General features: G+C 64.4%; 15 protein-coding genes. 4 read left to right on the forward strand and 11 right to left on the reverse strand.

The window, feature by feature from the left end:
- Nucleotides 1–7 precede the first annotated feature (7 nt).
- From Q0105_RS17640 to Q0105_RS17650, 3 genes are all read right to left on the reverse strand, one after another.
- Nucleotides 8–649: an RnfABCDGE type electron transport complex subunit B gene (locus Q0105_RS17640; RefSeq protein WP_298213469.1), complete on the reverse strand. Its 642-nt coding sequence runs from the start codon at nt 647–649 to the stop codon at nt 8–10.
- On the reverse strand, nt 646–2277 hold the full coding sequence (phaZ, locus tag Q0105_RS17645) for a polyhydroxyalkanoate depolymerase (RefSeq protein ID WP_298213471.1): 1632 nt from the start codon (nt 2275–2277) through the stop codon (nt 646–648). The genes Q0105_RS17640 and phaZ overlap by 4 nt, the downstream gene beginning before the upstream one ends.
- A gap of 129 nt (nt 2278–2406) precedes the next feature.
- On the reverse strand, nt 2407–3492 hold the full coding sequence (locus Q0105_RS17650; protein WP_298213474.1) for a RelA/SpoT domain-containing protein: 1086 nt from the start codon (nt 3490–3492) through the stop codon (nt 2407–2409).
- A gap of 155 nt (nt 3493–3647) precedes the next feature.
- Here Q0105_RS17650 and Q0105_RS17655 point away from each other — a divergent pair, with 155 nt between their 5' ends.
- A complete protein-coding gene (locus Q0105_RS17655) occupies nt 3648–6458 on the forward strand; it encodes an EAL domain-containing protein (RefSeq protein ID WP_298213475.1) in 2811 nt (936 codons plus the stop codon).
- 73 nt (nt 6459–6531) lie between these two features.
- On the opposite strand, the gene Q0105_RS17660 is transcribed toward Q0105_RS17655, so the two are convergent.
- From Q0105_RS17660 to Q0105_RS17670, 3 genes are all read right to left on the reverse strand, one after another.
- A complete protein-coding gene (locus Q0105_RS17660) occupies nt 6532–7071 on the reverse strand; it encodes a GNAT family protein (RefSeq protein ID WP_298213478.1) in 540 nt (179 codons plus the stop codon).
- A 44-nt stretch (nt 7072–7115) separates the two neighbouring features.
- Entirely contained in the window at nt 7116–8117 is a 1002-nt protein-coding gene (gene dusA / locus Q0105_RS17665) for a tRNA dihydrouridine(20/20a) synthase DusA (protein ID WP_298213479.1), read from the reverse strand.
- An 80-nt stretch (nt 8118–8197) separates the two neighbouring features.
- Nucleotides 8198–8401: a hypothetical protein gene (locus tag Q0105_RS17670; protein ID WP_298213481.1), complete on the reverse strand. Its 204-nt coding sequence runs from the start codon at nt 8399–8401 to the stop codon at nt 8198–8200.
- Between the two features lie 101 nt (nt 8402–8502).
- Between Q0105_RS17670 and Q0105_RS17675 the strand changes: the two genes are divergently transcribed.
- A complete protein-coding gene (locus tag Q0105_RS17675; RefSeq protein ID WP_298213483.1) occupies nt 8503–9090 on the forward strand; it encodes a lysophospholipid acyltransferase family protein in 588 nt (195 codons plus the stop codon).
- Between the two features lie 108 nt (nt 9091–9198).
- Here the strand turns inward: Q0105_RS17675 and Q0105_RS17680 are convergent, their stop codons facing one another.
- The 4 genes from Q0105_RS17680 to Q0105_RS17695 form a co-directional block, all read right to left on the reverse strand.
- Nucleotides 9199–11313, reverse strand: coding sequence for a patatin-like phospholipase family protein (locus tag Q0105_RS17680; RefSeq protein ID WP_298213485.1), 2115 nt, complete (start codon nt 11311–11313; stop codon nt 9199–9201).
- Nucleotides 11314–11342: 29 nt separating this feature from the next.
- Nucleotides 11343–11825 (reverse strand): hypothetical protein, encoded by a 483-nt coding sequence (locus tag Q0105_RS17685; RefSeq protein WP_298213487.1) that lies wholly within the window; start codon nt 11823–11825, stop codon nt 11343–11345.
- Nucleotides 11810–12259, reverse strand: coding sequence for a hypothetical protein (locus tag Q0105_RS17690; protein WP_298213489.1), 450 nt, complete (start codon nt 12257–12259; stop codon nt 11810–11812). Before Q0105_RS17690 ends, Q0105_RS17685 begins: the two co-directional genes overlap by 16 nt.
- 183 nt (nt 12260–12442) lie before the next feature.
- Complete coding sequence (locus Q0105_RS17695) at nt 12443–12895, reverse strand: Lrp/AsnC family transcriptional regulator (protein WP_298213491.1); 453 nt, start codon at nt 12893–12895, stop codon at nt 12443–12445.
- A gap of 146 nt (nt 12896–13041) precedes the next feature.
- Between Q0105_RS17695 and Q0105_RS17700 the strand changes: the two genes are divergently transcribed.
- On the forward strand, nt 13042–14175 hold the full coding sequence (locus Q0105_RS17700; RefSeq protein ID WP_298213493.1) for a saccharopine dehydrogenase C-terminal domain-containing protein: 1134 nt from the start codon (nt 13042–13044) through the stop codon (nt 14173–14175).
- A 142-nt stretch (nt 14176–14317) separates the two neighbouring features.
- Here Q0105_RS17700 and Q0105_RS17705 read toward each other — a convergent pair whose 3' ends face one another.
- A complete protein-coding gene (locus Q0105_RS17705; RefSeq protein WP_298213495.1) occupies nt 14318–16180 on the reverse strand; it encodes a long-chain fatty acid--CoA ligase in 1863 nt (620 codons plus the stop codon).
- A 429-nt stretch (nt 16181–16609) separates the two neighbouring features.
- Between Q0105_RS17705 and Q0105_RS17710 the strand changes: the two genes are divergently transcribed.
- Nucleotides 16610–17392, forward strand: coding sequence for a hypothetical protein (locus Q0105_RS17710; RefSeq protein ID WP_298213498.1), 783 nt, complete (start codon nt 16610–16612; stop codon nt 17390–17392).
- Nucleotides 17393–17423 lie beyond the last annotated feature (31 nt).

The raw sequence follows: 17423 nt of genomic DNA on the forward strand, positions 1-17423 counted from the left end.
CTGTTGTTCAGCGCAGGCCCTGTTCCCGGCGCTGCCGGGCACGCTCCATGGCAGCGGCAATGGCGGCCTTGCGTGCATCCGCGCCTTGCGCGGTTTCGGGTGCGACAGGGCTTTCGGCTTCGTCTTCGATGTCTTCCAGCGGAATACGCTGGCGGTGCGCCTGGTAGCGTTGGCGCGCCTGCAGGGCCAGGGGGGGCGACCATGCGGCCCAGCCGGTGGCTGCGCCGCTGGCACTTTCCAGGTGAATGCAGTCCACGGGGCACACGGGAATGCACAGCTCGCATCCCGTGCAATAGGGTTCGATCACCGTGTGCATCCGCTTGTTGGAGCCCACGATGGCATCCGTGGGGCAGGCTTTGATGCACAGCGTGCAGCCAATGCACCAGGCCTCGTCGATGAAGGCCACGGTGCGCGGGCCCTCCACGCCATGGTCCACGCTCAGGGGCAGGGCGGGCAGGCCGGTGATGGCGGCCAGGCGCACCACGCCTTCCGAGCCACCGGGCGGGCACTGGTTGATGGCCGCCTCGCCGCCTGCAATCGCCTGCGCGTAGGTGGCGCAGTCGGGGTAGCCGCAGCGCGTGCACTGCGTCTGGGGCAGCGCGGCGTCGATCCGCGCTGCGAGGTCGTCGGCTTGCGCGGGCCGAATCAAGCCTTGCGCGCCTTGCTGCTGCGGCTGGCGCTGCGGGGGGCTGGTGCCGCCGTGGCTGTAGTGGCCTTGGCTGTTGTGCTGCCAAGGTCGGCCTGCACTGGCTCAGCCGCACCACCGGGTTGCACCGCAGCGGCCTGCGTCTTGACCCAGCGCGTAGCCACTGGTGCTGCCGCCGCTGCGGCGGGTTTGGCGGTGGCACGCACTGGCGCGGCAGCGGGGGCTGCTTTGGCCGCTGTCTTCACTGCTGGTTTGGCCGCTGGTTTGCCTTGGGACTTTGGCTTGGCCGGTGCGGTGGCCTTGGCGGTCGGTGCTGCGACTTTGGGCACTGCTGGCGTGGCCGTTGGCTTTGCTTCGCTCTCGCGAGGGGCTTCGTGCTCCAGGATGAATTCACGCACCTTGGGGTACACCAGATCGCGCCAGCGGCGGCCACTGAAGATGCCGTAGTGGCCTGCGCCCTTGGCTTCCATGTGGCGCTGCTCCTTGCGCACGATGCCGGTGCACAGATCATGGGCGGCCTCGGTCTGGCCTGAGCCGGAGATGTCGTCCAACTCGCCTTCCACCGTGAACAGGGCGGTGGCCGTGATGTCCTGCGGGCGCACGCGTTCGATCTTTCCTGCGGGCGAGCGCACGTCCCAGGTGCCGTTGACCAGCTTGTAATCCTGAAACACCGTCTGGATGGTTTCGAGGTAGTAGTCCGCATCCATGTCCAGCACGGCGTTGTATTCGTCGTAGAACTTGCGGTGGGCTTCGGCACTGGCGTCGTCGCCCTTGATCAGGTCCTTGAAGTAGTCGTAGTGGCTGGTGGCGTGGCGGTCAGGGTTCATGGCCACGAAGCCGGTGTATTGCAGGAAACCGGGGTACACACGGCGGCCCGCGCCGGGAAACTTGTCGGGCACGCGGTAGATCACATTGTTCTCGAACCACTCGTAACTGCGATTGATGGCCAGGTTGTTCACCGCCGTGGGCGACTTGCGGGCGTCGATGGGGCCGCCCATCATGGTCATGGTCAGCGGCGTCTTCTCGCCCCGGCTGGCCATCAGCGACACGGCCGCCAGCACCGGCACGGTGGGCTGGCAGACGCTGATGACATGGCAATTGCCATACTGGCTCTGCAGATGGCGGATGAACTCCTGCACGTAGTTCACGTAGTCATCCAGGTGGAATTCACCCTCGGACAGTGGCACCAGGCGGGCGTTCTTCCAGTCGGTGATATAGACCTTGTGGTCCTTGAGCATGGTGCGCACGGTGTCGCGCAGCAAAGTGGCATAGTGGCCTGATAAGGGCGCCACGACCAGCACCACGGGTTGGCCCTTGAGCTTGGTCAGAGTGGCAGGGTCATCCGAAAAGCGCTTGAAGCGGCGCAGCTCGCAAAACGGCTTGTCGATCTCGATGCGCTCGTGGATGGCGACACCGACACCGTCCACATCCACGGTAGGGATGTCGAAAGCTGGCTTTTCGTAGTCCTTGCCCAGGCGGTAGAGCAGGTCGTAGCCCGCGGCCATGCGCTGGGCGGCTGTGGTCTGGCTCAGGGGCGACACCGGGTTGCTGAACAACTTGGAAGCCGCCTGAGCAAAATCCGTAAAGGGCTCCATCAGGGAGCGCTGGGTTTCGTAGATGTGATACAGCATGAGGCGAAGCTCCGTTTTGTTGCAGTGCAATATAGCAGCACTTGGTAACAAGCGCATGGAGTGAAACCACCAACCTTTAGTCACCTAAGTGACATGGGTGCCTGCAGGCCTGGTAGCGCCTTGTTTTCCTTAATGGGGCCGCTGTTCGGCGTTGTCGAGCAGCCAGGCTTCAAACGATTCCCGGGCCGAGTTGCGCAGCGCCGGGCGGAACGCAACCTTGTTACTCAGATACAAGCAGTGCCGAATCACGGTATAGGGGTTGAAGCTGCCCTGCGGATTTTGCTCCTCGAAGTGCTGTTTGTAGCGTTTGACCACGCCAATGGTCTCGCGCATCAGGGCATTGAAGCGGGCGCGGGTCATGCCGGGCGACCAGGCCTGGATGTCGTCCACAAATCCATCGACCTTGGTGGGCTCGAACTCGAAGTCCTTGAAAAAATGGGTGGCGATCTTGAGGAAGGTGAAGGCGTTGAGCTCGCTGCTGCTACCCGTGCCCTTGCTGGGTGCCTGTGCGTCGGCCAGGGCATCGGGGGCGGGGTCGGCGGTTTCATCGGGGGCCTGCAGCAGTTCGGCAGCCGTGGCATCCCGGATCTGGCGAAACTCCCGGTCGGCCAGCTCGAACAGGGCCGACAACACGTTGATGCGCCGCTTGAGCTGCCCAGGGATCGACTTCTTGTACTTGATCTTGTGGTCCAGCACGCTCCAGGAGTCCTGAATGATGGTGCGCACCTGCAGCTCGAACGCCCAGTGTGCATAGGCCGCGTGTTCGGGCAGTTCACGCTCGGCGGCGCCGAGCTTGAGGTCCAGGTGCAGGCCCTTGTAGCCGAACGACGCCTCGGTGCTTTCCACCGCGCGCACCTTGTCCGTCACGTCGATCACCGCGAAATGTGCGCGCACGATCTGGGCGACCTGTTCAAGCTCGTCCTCATACAGGCACACCACCCGCACCCCGATGAGGTCGGTGATGTAGCTCTGGATGTCGTAGGGGGTGTTGCTCTCTTCCAGCGCCGGGCGGTACTTGCGCACGAACTTGCGGATGCATTCATCAGCATCCTTCACCCGGCCTTCGACCTTGGCGATGTCCATGCCGCCCGCGCGTGTCACCGTGGCGGCCACCAGGCCCGTGATGGCCAGGCAGGCGGCGTCCAGTGCGGCCGCCTGCTGGGCATAGAAAGCGCGGAAGCGGGAGGCTTCCAGGTCGAAATCAAGCGATGCCATGCCGTTTTTTTGAATTGAGGATAGGGGAAGAAAGATGCGAGAGAAATAAAAAAGGCGGCGGCCCTTTTGTCCTTTGCAGTGTGGTGCAGATGCTGATAATGGTACAGGTGCACCACACATGTTTTCATGTCTGCGCGCGCGCCAAGGAGGATGCCATGACTCCACGCTCCCATGATGAAAACGGCCTGTCGGATGCCCCCGTGTCGGCCGCATCGCGCCTGGGCGCGAAGGTGATGGGCGCTGCCAGCCACCGCTGGCTGCCAGTGGTGCTGCCGCCGCTGGTGGCCGTGCTTGCGCTGGGGCTGACGTTTCTGTACTGGCAAAGCGAGGAGCGCAACAGCCGGGCCAGGCAGGCGCAGAACTTTCAGGCAGAGGCCGACCAGATCGCCTATCACCTTAACGACCGTATGGCTGCCTACGAGGTGGTGCTGCGCGGCGTGAAAGGGTATTTCGAGGGCTCCAAGCGCATCGACAGGGAAGAGTTCCAGGCCTACGTCGGCGCCTTGCAATTGCAAGAGACGCGGCCAGGCCTGCAGGGGCTGTCGCTCATCATGCAGTTGCCTGGGCAGGCCATGGCGGCCCATATTGACGACATGCGCCAGCGCGGTTTCAAGCAGTACGCCGTGCGCCCGCCGGGCGAGCGCCCCAGCTACGCCCCTATCACCCACATCGAGCCGTTGGCGGGCAACAACCTGAAGGTGCACGGTTTTGATGTGTTGACCGTCCCAGCCGCGCAGGAGGCGCTGCACCGCGCGCGCGATTCCGGTGATTTCACGCTCTCTGGCGACCTGACGCTCATTCAGGACAACCTACCGGGACTGGTGATGTATTTGCCGCTGTATGGCTCCTACACCGAAACGGTGGATGGCCGGCGCGCCGGGCTGCGGGGGTGGGTGTCCGCCGCCTTTCACCTGACTGACGTGATCGATGGCATGTCGCAGGCGTTCGATCCCGACATCGCCCTGCGGATCGTGGACGGTGCCAGCCAGGCGGGCGATCAGGGCGATGCCCCTGCTGCAGCGGGCGCCCACCTGTTCAGCAACCCCGGCTGGGCCACCGTGGCGGCTGCCCCTGGCCCTTTGCAGACCAGCCGTGTGCTGGAGATCGGCGGGCGGCGCTGGACGCTGCAGATGGAGCCCTTGCCTGCCTTTGGGCAACGTTTCAAGGACGATGGCCATCATCTCGCAGCCCTGGTGGGTGCGGTGCTGAGCCTTGTGCTGGCCTGGTTTACCTGGCTGCTGGCCACCGGGCACGAGCGGGCGGTGACCCTGGCGCGCGGCATGACGGCAGAGCTGCGCGCCACACGCGACGACCTGGAGGGCACGCTCAACGCCATTCCCGACCTGCTGTTCGAGCTGGGGCTGGACGGGCGCATCCACCACTACCGCTCGGCCCGGTCCAACTTGCTGGCGGCGCCCCCCGAGGCGTTTCTGGGCCGCCTGATGAGCGAGGTGGTGCCGCCCGATGCGGCTGCCGGCTGTCTTACGGCCCTGGAGGCCGCACATCGCACGGGGTATTCGTCGGGCCACCAATACCGGCAAGAGCTGGATGGCGTCGCACACTGGTTCGAGCTGTCCATTGCCCGCAAGCAAAGCGCCGCCCCCGGCGACGAACCCCGGTTCATCGCGCTGGCGCGTGACGTCAGCAGCCGCAAGCTGGCCGAAGCGCGCACGCACCAGCTCTCCTACTTTGATGCGCTCACCGGCCTGCCCAACCGGCGCATGCTGCTCGAACGCATGGACCGCGCGCTGCGCAGCGCGCAGAAAGCCTCGCGCATGGGCGCGGTGTTCTACATCGATCTCGACGACTTCAAGCAGATCAACGACGCGCGGGGCCACGCCATCGGCGATGCGCTGCTGCTGCAGGTGGCGCAGCGCCTTACCCAGCAGTTGCGCCCCGGCGACACCGTGGCCCGCCTGGGGGGCGATGAATTCGTGGTGCTGGCGCACAGCGTGGCCTCCGACGTGGAATCGGCCGGGCGCGCAGCCCTGCTGGTGGCCGAAGAGATCCGTGTGTTGCTGGAGGCGCCTTACACCATCGGCACCCACCTCTACAGCACCACGGGCAGCATCGGCATCACGCTGTTCCCCAAGCGCGGCGAAGGTGTGGAAGACCTGCTGCGCGAAGCCGACACCGCCATGTACCGCGCCAAGGAGCAAGGCTGCAACCGCATCCGCTTCTACGAGGCCGCCATGCAGGCGGACGTGCAGGAGCGCCTGACGCTCGAGCAGGACCTGAAGAAGGCGCAGGCGCAAGGGCAACTGGCGGCCTACGTGCAAAACCAGGTGGACGCTGCGGGCGCCGTGGTCGGCGGCGAATTCTTGATGCGCTGGAACCACCCCGTGCGCGGCAACGTGCCCCCGAGCCGCTTTATCCCCATTGCCGAGACCTCGGGCCTGATCCTGCGCATGGGCGACTGGATGATCCAGCAGGCCTGCGAAACCTTGGCGCGCCTGCAGGAGAAGGGGCGCGAGCTATCACTCTCGGTCAACGTGAGTGAGCGGCAGTTCCGCCAGGATGATTTTGTCGACCGCGTGCGCGAGGTCTTGACCCACACCGGCGCGCACCCCGGCAATCTGATCCTGGAGGTGACGGAAAGCCTGCTCATCGAAGACCTGGACGACACCATCGCCCGCATGACCGAGCTCGTGAACCTGGGCGTGCGATTCTCCATCGACGACTTTGGCACCGGCTATTCGAGCCTGGCCTACCTCAAGCGGCTGCCGCTGTACGAGCTCAAGATCGACAAGAGTTTTGTGGACGACACCCCCGACGACCCGAGCGACACCGCCATCGTGCAGTCCATCATCTCGGTGGCCCGCCACCTGAACCTGCGTGTGGTGGCCGAGGGCGTGGAGACCCGCGCCCAGGCCGACTTTCTGACCAACAGCCAGTGCGAATGCCTGCAGGGGTATCTGTTCGGGCGGCCAGAGCCGCTGGAGCAGTGGCTTGGGCGGCTTATGTAGCCGCAGTGAGCGGTGAGATTGCCGGCGCGCAGGACACGGCAGCGGCGAGGTAGGGCCGGACGGACGGAATGGATCAATCGGCCACGATGGCCCAGCGTTCGTGGTCGCGCCAACGGTGGTTGATTTTGAGATAGCGGGGCGAAAAGCCTTCTTGTTGAAAACCGCAGGCCTTGACCAGTGCAATGGACGCTTCATTGCCTGGCTGGATGTTCGCCTCCAGTCGGTGCAACTTCAACGGGCCGAAAGCGTGTCGCACGAGCTGCCGCAAGCCTTCACGCATCAGGCCCTGGCGCTCGTAGCCTGCAAAGACGTAGTAGCCCAGGTAGGCGCTGCGAAAGTTGCTCATCACGATCTGCGAGAGATTGAAGACACCCGCGATCTGGTCATCGCCGCCAGCCTTCATCGGCAAGCACACCAGAAAACTCCGGTTCACAGGCATGGCCATTTGCGCGAGATAGGCTGCGAACGCATCGGGTGACGATGGCGCGGATGTCCATGGAGCATGCAAAGCGCGACTTCGCCGAGCCAGAGCGATAAAACGATCTTCATCTGTCGCCACGGGTGCACGCAGCGATACGGGCACAAGGGATGGGCTCTTGGCGCGCATCTGCATCAATCAGTGTCTGTGCTGGTATGCCGATTGATCGCTGACCGAGGTCAGCCTGGCAACGCCGACTCTGCGTTTCCAGTTCTGGAGTCAGCCGCAGCGCCCGCATACGCCTGCACCGCCAGCGTATGCACCTCGCGCGCGGGCCGGTCTTTGAGCAAATGGTTGCTCCACACCTGGCGCCAGATGCGGGCGCCGGGCAGGCTGTGGCGCAGGCCCAGCATGTGGCGGGCTATGTGGGGCCAGGGCGTGCCGTATTGGGCGGCCTCGCGTTCCATGTATTCGACCATCGCCAGCTCGACCTCTTCACGGGTCAGGGGGCAGGGCGCGCCGCCGTAGTAGAGCGCGTCCCAGCGGGCCAGCCACCAGGGGTTGTGGTAGGCCTCCCGGCCGATCATCACGCCGTCGAGCTGCGCGAGCTGCTGCTGCACCACGTCATCGGCCTGAATACCGCCATTGATGGCGATGGTGAACTGAGGAAACTCGGCCTTCAGGCGGTGCACCACCTCGTAGCGCAGGGGCGGAATGTCGCGGTTCTCCTTGGGGGACAGGCCCTGCAGCCAGGCGTTGCGCGCATGCACGATGAACATAGTGCAACCTGCATCGGCCACGGTGCCGATGAAGTCGCGCACAAAGCCGTAGTCCTCCACCTTGTCGATGCCGATGCGGTGCTTCACAGTCACGGGCACGCTGACCACGTCCTTCATCGCCTTCACGCAGTCGGCCACTAGTTGCGGCGCTTTCATCAGGCTGGCGCCAAACGCACCGCGCTGCACGCGGTCGCTGGGGCAGCCGCAGTTGAGGTTGATCTCGCCATAGCCCCATTCCTCGCCCAGCCGCGCGGCCTGGGCCAGCTTGTCGGGCTCGTTGCCGCCCAGTTGCAGGGCCACGGGGTGTTCTTCGGCATTGAAGCGCAGGTGGCGCTCGGTGCCGCCATACAGAATGCCACCCGCGTTCACCATTTCGGTGTACAACAGGGTCTGGCGGGTCAGCAGCCGGTGAAAGTAACGGCAGTGGCGGTCGGTCCAGTCCATCATCGGGGCGACGGACATGCGCCAGGGGCTCAAGGTGGGTTCCACGGGGCAAAAAACGAAGGACGGGGAGGGGGAGGCCGGCAATGGAGCGCCCCTATTTAGTTGCCAGGGGTGCTGCGGGTTGCAGCCGCAAAGCCGCGATTATCCCATTGGCAAACCATTTGGTGCCTCTGTGTGGTTTTGAATAAGATCAGGCTCTGCCGCTTGTCCATCAAGCGCAGGTTGCTATCAAAATAGAAGCGGCAGCGGCACTGGCGAGCGCTGCACAAGCCGCCTTTTGCCTTGCCGTAAGCAAGGGACATGGGCCTATCGGCGATACTTGCCGCGCTTTTGATGCCTGCGCGGCGACTGGCGCAGCGCCCGGTTGTGCCCTGCGGGCCCCGTTCCGTCACCCGCTTTCCCCATGCACCACACCATTTTTGACACGCCGGTTGTCAACACGCTCCTGCGCGCTTTTTCGCGCCTCACCCTGCGCATCACCGGCTGGAAGGTCGAGGGCGCCTTGCCTGCGCATGCCGCCAAGAGCGTGCTGATTGCAGCACCCCACACCAGCAACTGGGACCTGCCTTACACGCTGATGCTGGCGTTTTCGCTGCGCCTACGGGTGTACTGGATGGGCAAACAAAGCCTGTTCAAGGCGCCTTTTGGCGGGGTGATGCGCTGGCTGGGCGGGATTCCGGTGAACCGGGGGCAGGCCAGCAATCTGGTGGCCAGCTCAGCCCAGGCCATGCGGGATGCCAAAGGGCCCATGCAGCTCATCGTGCCGCCCGAGGGCACGCGCGGCAAGACGCGGCACTGGAAAACGGGTTTTTACTTCATCGCCCAGCAGGCGGGCGTGCCCATTGTGCTGGCTTTTGTGGACTATGGCCGCAAGGTGGGTGGCCTAGGGCCGGTGTTCGAGCCCACGGGCGACGTGGAGCGGGACATGGCGGTCATCAAGGCGTTTTATGCGCCCATCCAGGGCAAGAACCCGACGCAGTTCGAGGCCTGAGGCTGTTTTTTGAATGAAATTGGCCTCTGGCGCTTATTCGTCAAGCGCTAATAGCTACCAAAAAGATAGCTAAATACGCCGCGGCGGCCCCTTCACTCGCCCGCGGCATCAGTGGCTTTTCGGCCTCGATGGGATGTCGTCTGCGCAGCCGTGGTAAAGCGCTTTGGCGATGTTGTAGTCCTCCTGGTATGCGAAGTTGTGCAACTGGGGCTCGCCCTGGGCCACCACCGCTTGCTTCTCCGCCGTGGAAAGCAGCGTCAGCGCCTGGTCGATGCTGGTGAGCTCCACCCTTTCAGCTTCGTTCTGCCTGTTCTGAATCTGCTCCAGCGTCTTCATGGCGGCCATCTGCTTGGCAAAGTTCTGCCGTGCATCGGTGGCATTCAGGTCGAAGGTGTCCACATTGCCATGGAAGACCACGTGCACATTGGGGCCTGATGCGTGGACTTTGACCATGTCGTCCTTGAGCGACTGAAGATAGTCGGCTCCGGTGGCGTCCCGCACCACGCGCGCGCCGATATCGTTGACCTCCTTCGTCGTGGGGGGCGCGGCCTCCAGATTGCGTCCGTGCAGCGTGTTGAAGCCTTTGCCTTTGTCGTCGAAGATCATCACCATGGTCTTGGCCAAGGCTTCCTGCCGCAGCAAAGAATCTCCCCCCTGGGGAATGACGGCTTCGGACGGCACGTTGCTGCCCACGCCGCCATCGACATATTCCTTGTCGCCCAGCTTCACGGACTCAAAGTAAACCGGGATGGACATGGAGATGCGCCCCGCCAGGGCCACGGCCATGTCGGGCGTGTTGGTGCTGTTGAACATCTCGGTCTGCTTGTCGGTCTTGTTGTAGCCGGTGAGCGTGAGTTCCTTGAATTGTTCTGGCTTGATCTTGTGCAGGATGGACAGGTCGTTGAACGTCAGCATCTTGTCCGTGCGGTTCTGCTCGAAGGACTGGTCGGTCAGCCCCTTGAAGACGTCAAGGCGGCTGGCCTCTTGCTGGGTGATGCGGCCATCGGCCACGGCGTCGGCAATGGCCTGGGTATTGCCGTCCACAAAAGCACCCACGCTTCGCGCGGTCTGCTGGTCCAGGATAGCCAGGGCATTCTGGGCCGAAAAATCCTTGCCGTGGCCCTTAAACCTAATGGCAAAGCGGTCGAATCGGCCCACGTCCGAAGAGTCCTTGAAGTCCACCTGCGGGTAGATGGTGGCGAAATTGGTCAGATCTTCGGCCAGGCTCGGCATGGGCGTGTTGTTCATCAGTGTCTGGAAGTCCGCTGCGCTCATGCCCGCAGCCAGGGCGGCCGCGGTCAACGCACCGGCGGATGTGCCCACCACCTGCTTGAGGCCGCCGATCACGCCCATCTTGCTCAGCTCTACCAAGGCGGGCGGATTGCCCACCCCCTTGGCGCCGCCGCCCTGGAACACCAGGTTTTCGAGCATGGGCGCCTTGCGCGTCAGCGTGAAGCCGCCCGAGGTGCCCTTGGCGAGTTGCGGCGTGATGATCACCTTGACGTAGCGGTTGTTCAGGTCAATGAGCTTGCCGAGCGTGGCCGTGTGCAGCTCGCGCACCGTCTGCTGGAACTGCGATGCGGGCAGCTTGCCGCCCTGGGCGCGGCAGTTTTCCTGCGCGTCGCGCAAGGCCTCCCGGGCTTCCTGGCGAATGCCCCGCACCGCCTGGTCGAACTCCGCGCGCTTGGGGCCGGGCACATCCCTGCGCATATCGTCGCACTTGGCCGTGAGGTAGCGCGACAGATCCTGGTGCGCCTGGCCGTAGGCATCCGGGGTGACTTTCTCTTTGTCGCCCTTGGGGAGTTGGCTGGCCGCATCCACTTGCGCGTCCCAGTCCATGGTGGTCTTGCCGTAAAAGCGCTGGCTGAGTTCCTTGATCGCCGCCGTCGCGCCTTTGTTGGCGTCTTTCAGGGCCTTGTGGGCGTCGGATTTACTGATCGTTCCGTCATCCCGGGCGTGCACCCGGTCGAAGGTGGCGTTGACGATCCGGTCGAATTTAGCGGCCGCAAGCGCTTTGAACTGCTCCATCTTCTGCGTGGGCACGAAGTGGCTCAGCGCTGCCAGGTTGTGTTCGCAATAGTTCTTGAACGCCTGTTTCGACTGGGCAATGCCTTCCTGCAGCGTCGTCTTGGATCGGGACAGCAGAGACGGTTTCGCGTCGCTGATCTCCTTGGCCCAAGCCTGGGCAATGGGGCCTGTGCTGCGTATGGCGAAATCAGACATGGTGTGTAGCTCCTGGCAGTTTGGCGGGCTTAGCCCGCCGCATCGACCATCATGTCGACAGAAATCTGTGCGTTGGCCAGGGTCATGGCCTCGATCAGCTCGCGAATCTCGCGGGCCTGGCTGCACAGATAGTCCATGTGCAGCGTGAAGTCGTCCAACAAGGCATCGTTCAGGGGCAGCGACGCTGTGAGCATCACGAAATCCCGCCGATCCAGCCCCAGCGCAAAAGGCCTGCCGCGCAAGCCTGCGTGGTTGAGCAGCAGCAGGCCCTGGCACAGGTTGGCGCGCAGGTCGCCCGTCACGAGCTGCGCGTTGTAGATGTAGATGTCGATGACCAGCGCCGTGTCGGACGGATGGACCGTCGCCCGCACGGGCAAGGTCTCGGGCATCAGCAATTCGAAGCTGCGCGGTGAGCTCAGCACCAGGGGTTCGCCCGCGTCGGCTTCGATGCGCCGCAGCAGCGCCTGAAACACGGGGATGTCTGCCGCCAATTCGGTCATACCTTGATCCATGCGGCCTCCTGGGCGAGTGGGGTGGCGTCCAGGGCCGGAACGGCAGCAGCACCCGCTTTGAGCAGGTCTCCCAGCGTCCAGGTGGCGCGGTCAAGCTGCGCGTCGAGCTGCTCTGGCTCTTCCAGAAGGGCGGCGCTGAGTTGCAGCGACAAGGCGGCTGAGCCATCGGGTTGCAGCGAGCCTGTCTTCGGGTGGTCCGAAAAGCGGCTATTGGCCGTCAGGCGCAGCAAGGCCTCGCACACCGATGCACGGCCTTCATCGTCAAGCTGCGCGGTCTCGCGTGACAGGCTGCAGATCAGGCCGCCGAACTGGGCATTGCGAAACACGGTGACCCGTTCGCCTTGCTGGGTCGCGCCCTCCAGCTCGGCATCTTCCGCACCCGCCAGACCGCTTTGGGCGAGTTCAACCAGGGACTGTAAAAACTCAGGACTCATGGCGGCGGCGCCTCCTCTTTGCTACATCACTGGCATGAGTAACCGCAGCGGCTCGGAGAGTTCCGAACAGAGCGGCTTCGCAGCAGATTTCCAGGGACTCGGTTTTGAGTGAAATTGGCCTCTTGCGCTTATTCATCAAGCGCTAGAAGCTATCAAAAATATAGTAAACATCCTCCGCAACGCTCACGCCCCCACACTGCGCCGGTCGATCTTGCGGCTGAGCACGATGCTGGTTTGCGTCTGGTGCACGCCGTCGAGCTGGCCCACGCGGTCGAGCAGGGTGTCGAGCTGCTCGTGGCTGGTGCAGCGCAAAAACACCAGGTAGTCAAACGGCCCGCTCACGGCCGACACCTCTTGCACCTCGGCCATGGCCTCCAGCGCGCGCAGCACGGCGGGCGCCGTCTTGGGCAACACGCTGATGCTGCACCAGGCCCGCACGGTGCTGGCATCGAGCCGAGTGCCCAGCCGCACGCCATAGCCTGCCACCACGCCGGAGCGCTCCAGCCGCGCAATGCGCGCCACCACAGTGGTGCGCGCCAGCCCCAGCTTGCGGGCGAGCTGAGCCGTGCCCTCGCGGGCGTTGGCCTGCAGCAGGCTCAGCAACTGGCGGTCGGTGTCATCGAGGTCGGGTGCCATGGGGTTTCCTCAAAAAGTCATATCGACCATGATATTCGCCGTTATCAAAAAACAATCCATGCTTTTCGACGATATGAGCGCTACACATTGACAGCACACCCGCCTAGCATCAAGGCATCTTCACCCCTTGCCACCGGAGTGCCACCATGACATCGCCTTCTACCCGTTCCCACCCAGCCACCCGCCGCGCCGTCACCGTTCTGGGTGCGGGCCACATCGGATTTGCCATGGCGCTGCTGCTGCAGCAAGCCGGTGACTACGATGTTCTGGTGGCCGACCGCGACCCCGTGCGCCTGGTCGAAGTGGCCGCCTTGGGGGTATCGACCCGGCTGACGACCAACGACGCAGACCTGCAGGCCGCCATCGCCGGCCGGTTTGCCGTGCTCAATGCGCTGCCGTTTCATTGCGCCGTGCCGGTGGCAACCCAGTGCGCCGCTGCCGGTGTGCACTACTTCGACCTGACCGAAGACGTGGCCAGCACCCAGGCCATCCGCGCCTTGGCGACCAACGCGCACAGCGTGCTCATGCCCCAATGTGGCCTGGCGCCGGGCTTCATCGGCATCGTGGGCCACGATTTGGCCCGTCGTTTTGACACCCTGCACAGCTTGCGCATGCGCGTGGGCGCGCTGCCGCGCTACCCGCAAGGCGCCCTGCGCTACAACCTGACCTGGAGCACCGAGGGCCTCATCAACGAATACTGCAACCCCTGCGAGGCCATCGTGGACGGCGTGCGTACCACCGTGCCCGCGCTGGAGGGGCTGGAAACCTTTGCGCTCGACGGTGTGGAATACGAGGCCTTCAACACCTCGGGCGGCCTGGGCACCCTCACCGAAACGCTGGCAGGCCAGGCGCGGCAGGTGGACTACCAGTCCATCCGCTACCCCGGCCACAACGCTATCCTGAAACTGCTGCTCAACGACCTGCGCCTGCGCGAGCGGCGCGATTTGCTCAAGGACATTCTGGAAACCGCCGTTCCCACCACCGATCAGGACGTGATCGTGGTGTTTGCCACCGCCTCGGGCCTGCGCGGTCAGGGCGGTGGGCGGCTGGTGCAAGAGTCGTACTCGGCCCATATCGTGGGCACCGAGCTGGCAGGCCACCGGCTCAGCGCCATCCAGCTCACCACAGCGGCGGGCATCTGCACGGCGCTGGATTTGGTGGCAGAGGGGCGGCTGCCGCAGCAGGGCTTTGTGGGGCAAGAGGCAGTGCGGCTGGCGGATCTTCTGGCGAACCGGTTTGGGGTGGCGTATGCGGGGGAGGGGGCTTTGGCCATTGCGTAAAGCCTCGAACCTGAATCTCATTGTTTGGCCGTATGAAATGAAGAATCAAGATCCATACGGCCAATGGGCTCTCAATAGCCCACAGCACATCGGGCTGCGCAAGGAGTGAACAGAGACGCGCAACCGGTACCATCGTCGGGATTTAGCGCCCGCCCGGCTTCTGGTACATCCCCTCAATCGCCTCAGCAAAATGCGCCATCAGGTTGTTGCGCTTGAGCTTGAGCGTGGGCGTCATGAAGGTGTTTTCAATCGTCCAGGGCTCTAGCGTCAGGTGCACCGCGCGGGGCACGGCGTAGCGGGCAAAGCTGGCGGTGTTCTTCTCGATGCGGGCCAGCACGGCGCGGTGCACGCTGGAGTGGTTCAGGCTGTCGGCGGCCTGCGGGTCCAGGCCCAGGTCGGCGGCCAGGCGCTGCCATTCGTCGGCCTTGAGCACGGCCACGCAGGCGATGAAGGGGCGGTTTTCGCCTACCACAAAAGCCTGCTCCAGCAGCGGGTCGGCCAGCAGGGCCAGTTCCAGGTCGCCGGGGGGGACCTTCTCGCCGGTGGAGGTGACGATGATCTCTTTGATGCGGCCCTTGATATAGATGCGGCCGTTCACGATCTCGGCCTGGTCGCCCGTGCCCAGCCAGCCGTCAGCCCCCAGGATCTTGGCCGTGTCTTCGGGGCGCTTCCAGTAGCCTTTCATCACGATGGGGCCGCGCACCTGCAGCTCGCGGTTCTCGCCAATGCGCACCTCCACGCCGGGCAGGGCCTTGCCCACGCAGGCAGGGTCGTTGTCATCGAGTGAATTGACCGACACCACGGGCGCGGTCTCGGTCATGCCGTAGCCCTGGATGAGCGGCAGGCCCAGGCCCAGAAAACACTTGGCGATGGTGGGTGACAGCGGCGCGCCGCCGCTCACGGCCACGCGGACGCGGCCGCCAAACTGCGCCAGCAACGGTTGGGCCACCAGGGCCTGCAGCAGCGGCCAGGGCAGGGCGGCCATCCAGCCAGCAGCGCGGCCTTCGTCTGCCGACGGTGCGGGCAAGCCTTGCGTGACGCAAAAACGTGCCCAGCCTTTGTTCTGCGCAGCCTCATACAGCTGCATCTTCCAGGGCGTGGGCGAGAGCTTTTCGAGCAACTTGGCGTGGATGCGCTCATAAATGCGTGGCACCGACACCAGCACCGTGGGGCGCACGGTCTTGAGGTCTTCGGCCAGTTGCGCCACCGAGCGCGCATAGGCCACACAACTGCCCGCCGCAATCGGCAGGTAGTAGCCGCCCGTGCGTTCAAAGGTGTGCGACAGCGGCAGGAACGACAGGAACACGTCGTCCACGGTGGGTGCAATGCGGTCGAGCACCGCCTTCACGTCGCTCACCACATTGTGGTGCGTCAGCATCACGCCCTTGGGCTTGCCGGTGGTGCCCGAGGTGTAAACGATGGCCGCCAGGTCGTCCGCACCCGGTGGCACGGGGGCGGGCACATCGCCCGCCTGCGCTGCGCCCGCCAGCCACTGCGCGAGCGAGCCCACCGCAGGGTCTTGGGTCGAGGCGGGCGTGGCTTCAAGCGCAGCATCGTCATCGGTGACCACCACGGCACGCAGGGCCGGGAACGGCGTGCCCACGGCGCGGATTTTTTCCCACTGCCCGGCATGGCCCACGATGAGCATCGAGGCTTCGCAGTCAGCCAGGATGTAGGCAATGCTGCCGGGGTTGTCGATGGCATGTAACGGCACCGGCACGCAGCCCGTGGCCAGCGTGGACTGGTCGGCGCACATGGCATGCAGGCCGTTGGGCAGCAGGATGGCCACACGCGCCGCTGCGGGCAACTGCATGGCCGCCAGGGCCTGCGCCCAGGTGCCGACGCGCTCGGCGGTCTGCGCCCAGGTCAGGCTAACCCAGGCATCGGCGGCAGGGTCGAACGCCCGGTAGGCCTCGGCGTCGGGGGTGCTGGCCACGCGGTAGGCGAGTAGCTGGGGCAGCGTGTGGACGCTGGCGATGGAGGTAGGGGAGGCGAGAGACGTCATCAAAATCAGAAATCGGCACGAACAGGATCATGGCCTCATCGGGCGCCCGTTGTGTAAGGATGGACAAGGCCAGGGCCGCATGGAGCCAAGCGGATTCCGACATAACTTTTGATCATATCGAGCACGGGCAGAGCAGGAGGCTCCGTGGTGGCGCTGATTGTCAGAAATGGTGTATTCCTGACTGCGAAAGAATCGCACCCGTGCCTTTGATCCAGGTGGGTTGAGTCGACCAGCGCAAAAACGCCCAGGTGATGAAATCACGGGTTGACATTCAGTTGCACTAACATTTAGAAACGAATCGCGCCGGAGAGGAGCACATAGGTTGCCCCGGCGATTGCTTTGCGTCCATTCCTTCACTGGTAAACAGCAATGAACATTTCGCGCTTAATCTGCCGAAGCCTGATTGGGGCCAGCACTGTACTGAGCGCCTTGCTCGTACCCCTCTCGGCTTCTGCCGCAGATTGCATTTCTGGCCAAATCATCAGTTCCGACACCAGTTGCGACATTCCCGCCAACACGCCGTTCTCCATTGAGGCCTGGGGCGGTGGCGGCGGCGGCGGCGCGCGCATCTCCGCCGGTGGTGGTGGTGGCGGCGGCGGCGCCTATTGCCTAGTGACAGGCCCGGGCACAGGCAGCGCCGTGGCGCTGGGCATCAACGTTGGCAGCGGCGGCGGCGGGGGAAGCAGCGGCAACAATGGAGCTGCCGGGGGCGACACCACAATTACCGGAACCGGCATTTCCGTGACTGCTTCCGGTGGCGCGGGTGGACAAAGCAATGGCAATGGTGGCGCCGGTGGCGCTGTCGCCGCGTGTACCTCAGGCAGTGGTGTTGGCTACTCGGGCGGAGGGGGCGGTGCGGGGGCTGGCTCCAGCACCTTTCCGGGTGCAGGAGGCGGCGGTGGAGTCGCTTCCGCCAAAGGCGATGGTGGAACGGGCGGCAACGGTACTGCCGCAGCACAAGGCAGCGGCGGCACTGACGGCAGTGGCCTGCCTTCGGGCGGTAGTGGTGCACGCAACGCGGCAGCTGGTGCGCAGAGCGGTAGTGCACCGGGCGGCGGCGGCGGCGGCGGTTCGGACAATGGAGCCCAAGGTCCAGCCGCAGGTGGTGGTGTGGGGCAGGTGATCGTCACGTTCGTGCGAACTCCGCTGTTTTCGGGTCTCAGTCCGGCCAGCGGCAGCTACATCAACGCTAGTGTGGTGTCTCAGAAGTAAGCATCAAATAATGGAGCTGGCAGCGCGAGCG

The organism is Acidovorax sp., assembly GCF_027492855.1.
Taxonomy (GTDB): domain Bacteria; phylum Pseudomonadota; class Gammaproteobacteria; order Burkholderiales; family Burkholderiaceae_C; genus Acidovorax.

Excerpts from the sequence above, each read along its gene's own strand:
- phaZ (WP_298213471.1), bottom strand. The coding sequence starts at position 2,277 with ATGCTGTATCACATCTACGAAACCCAGCGCTCCCTGATGGAGCCCTTT.
- Q0105_RS17650 (WP_298213474.1), bottom strand. The coding sequence starts at position 3,492 with ATGGCATCGCTTGATTTCGACCTGGAAGCCTCCCGCTTCCGCGCTTTC.
- Q0105_RS17655 (WP_298213475.1), top strand. The coding sequence starts at position 3,648 with ATGACTCCACGCTCCCATGATGAAAACGGCCTGTCGGATGCCCCCGTG.
- Q0105_RS17660 (WP_298213478.1), bottom strand. The coding sequence starts at position 7,071 with ATGCAGATGCGCGCCAAGAGCCCATCCCTTGTGCCCGTATCGCTGCGT.
- dusA (WP_298213479.1), bottom strand. The coding sequence starts at position 8,117 with ATGTCCGTCGCCCCGATGATGGACTGGACCGACCGCCACTGCCGTTAC.
- Q0105_RS17670 (WP_298213481.1), bottom strand. The coding sequence starts at position 8,401 with ATGTCCCTTGCTTACGGCAAGGCAAAAGGCGGCTTGTGCAGCGCTCGC.
- Q0105_RS17675 (WP_298213483.1), top strand. The coding sequence starts at position 8,503 with ATGCACCACACCATTTTTGACACGCCGGTTGTCAACACGCTCCTGCGC.
- Q0105_RS17680 (WP_298213485.1), bottom strand. The coding sequence starts at position 11,313 with ATGTCTGATTTCGCCATACGCAGCACAGGCCCCATTGCCCAGGCTTGG.
- Q0105_RS17685 (WP_298213487.1), bottom strand. The coding sequence starts at position 11,825 with ATGGATCAAGGTATGACCGAATTGGCGGCAGACATCCCCGTGTTTCAG.
- Q0105_RS17690 (WP_298213489.1), bottom strand. The coding sequence starts at position 12,259 with ATGAGTCCTGAGTTTTTACAGTCCCTGGTTGAACTCGCCCAAAGCGGT.
- Q0105_RS17695 (WP_298213491.1), bottom strand. The coding sequence starts at position 12,895 with ATGGCACCCGACCTCGATGACACCGACCGCCAGTTGCTGAGCCTGCTG.
- Q0105_RS17700 (WP_298213493.1), top strand. The coding sequence starts at position 13,042 with ATGACATCGCCTTCTACCCGTTCCCACCCAGCCACCCGCCGCGCCGTC.
- Q0105_RS17705 (WP_298213495.1), bottom strand. The coding sequence starts at position 16,180 with ATGACGTCTCTCGCCTCCCCTACCTCCATCGCCAGCGTCCACACGCTG.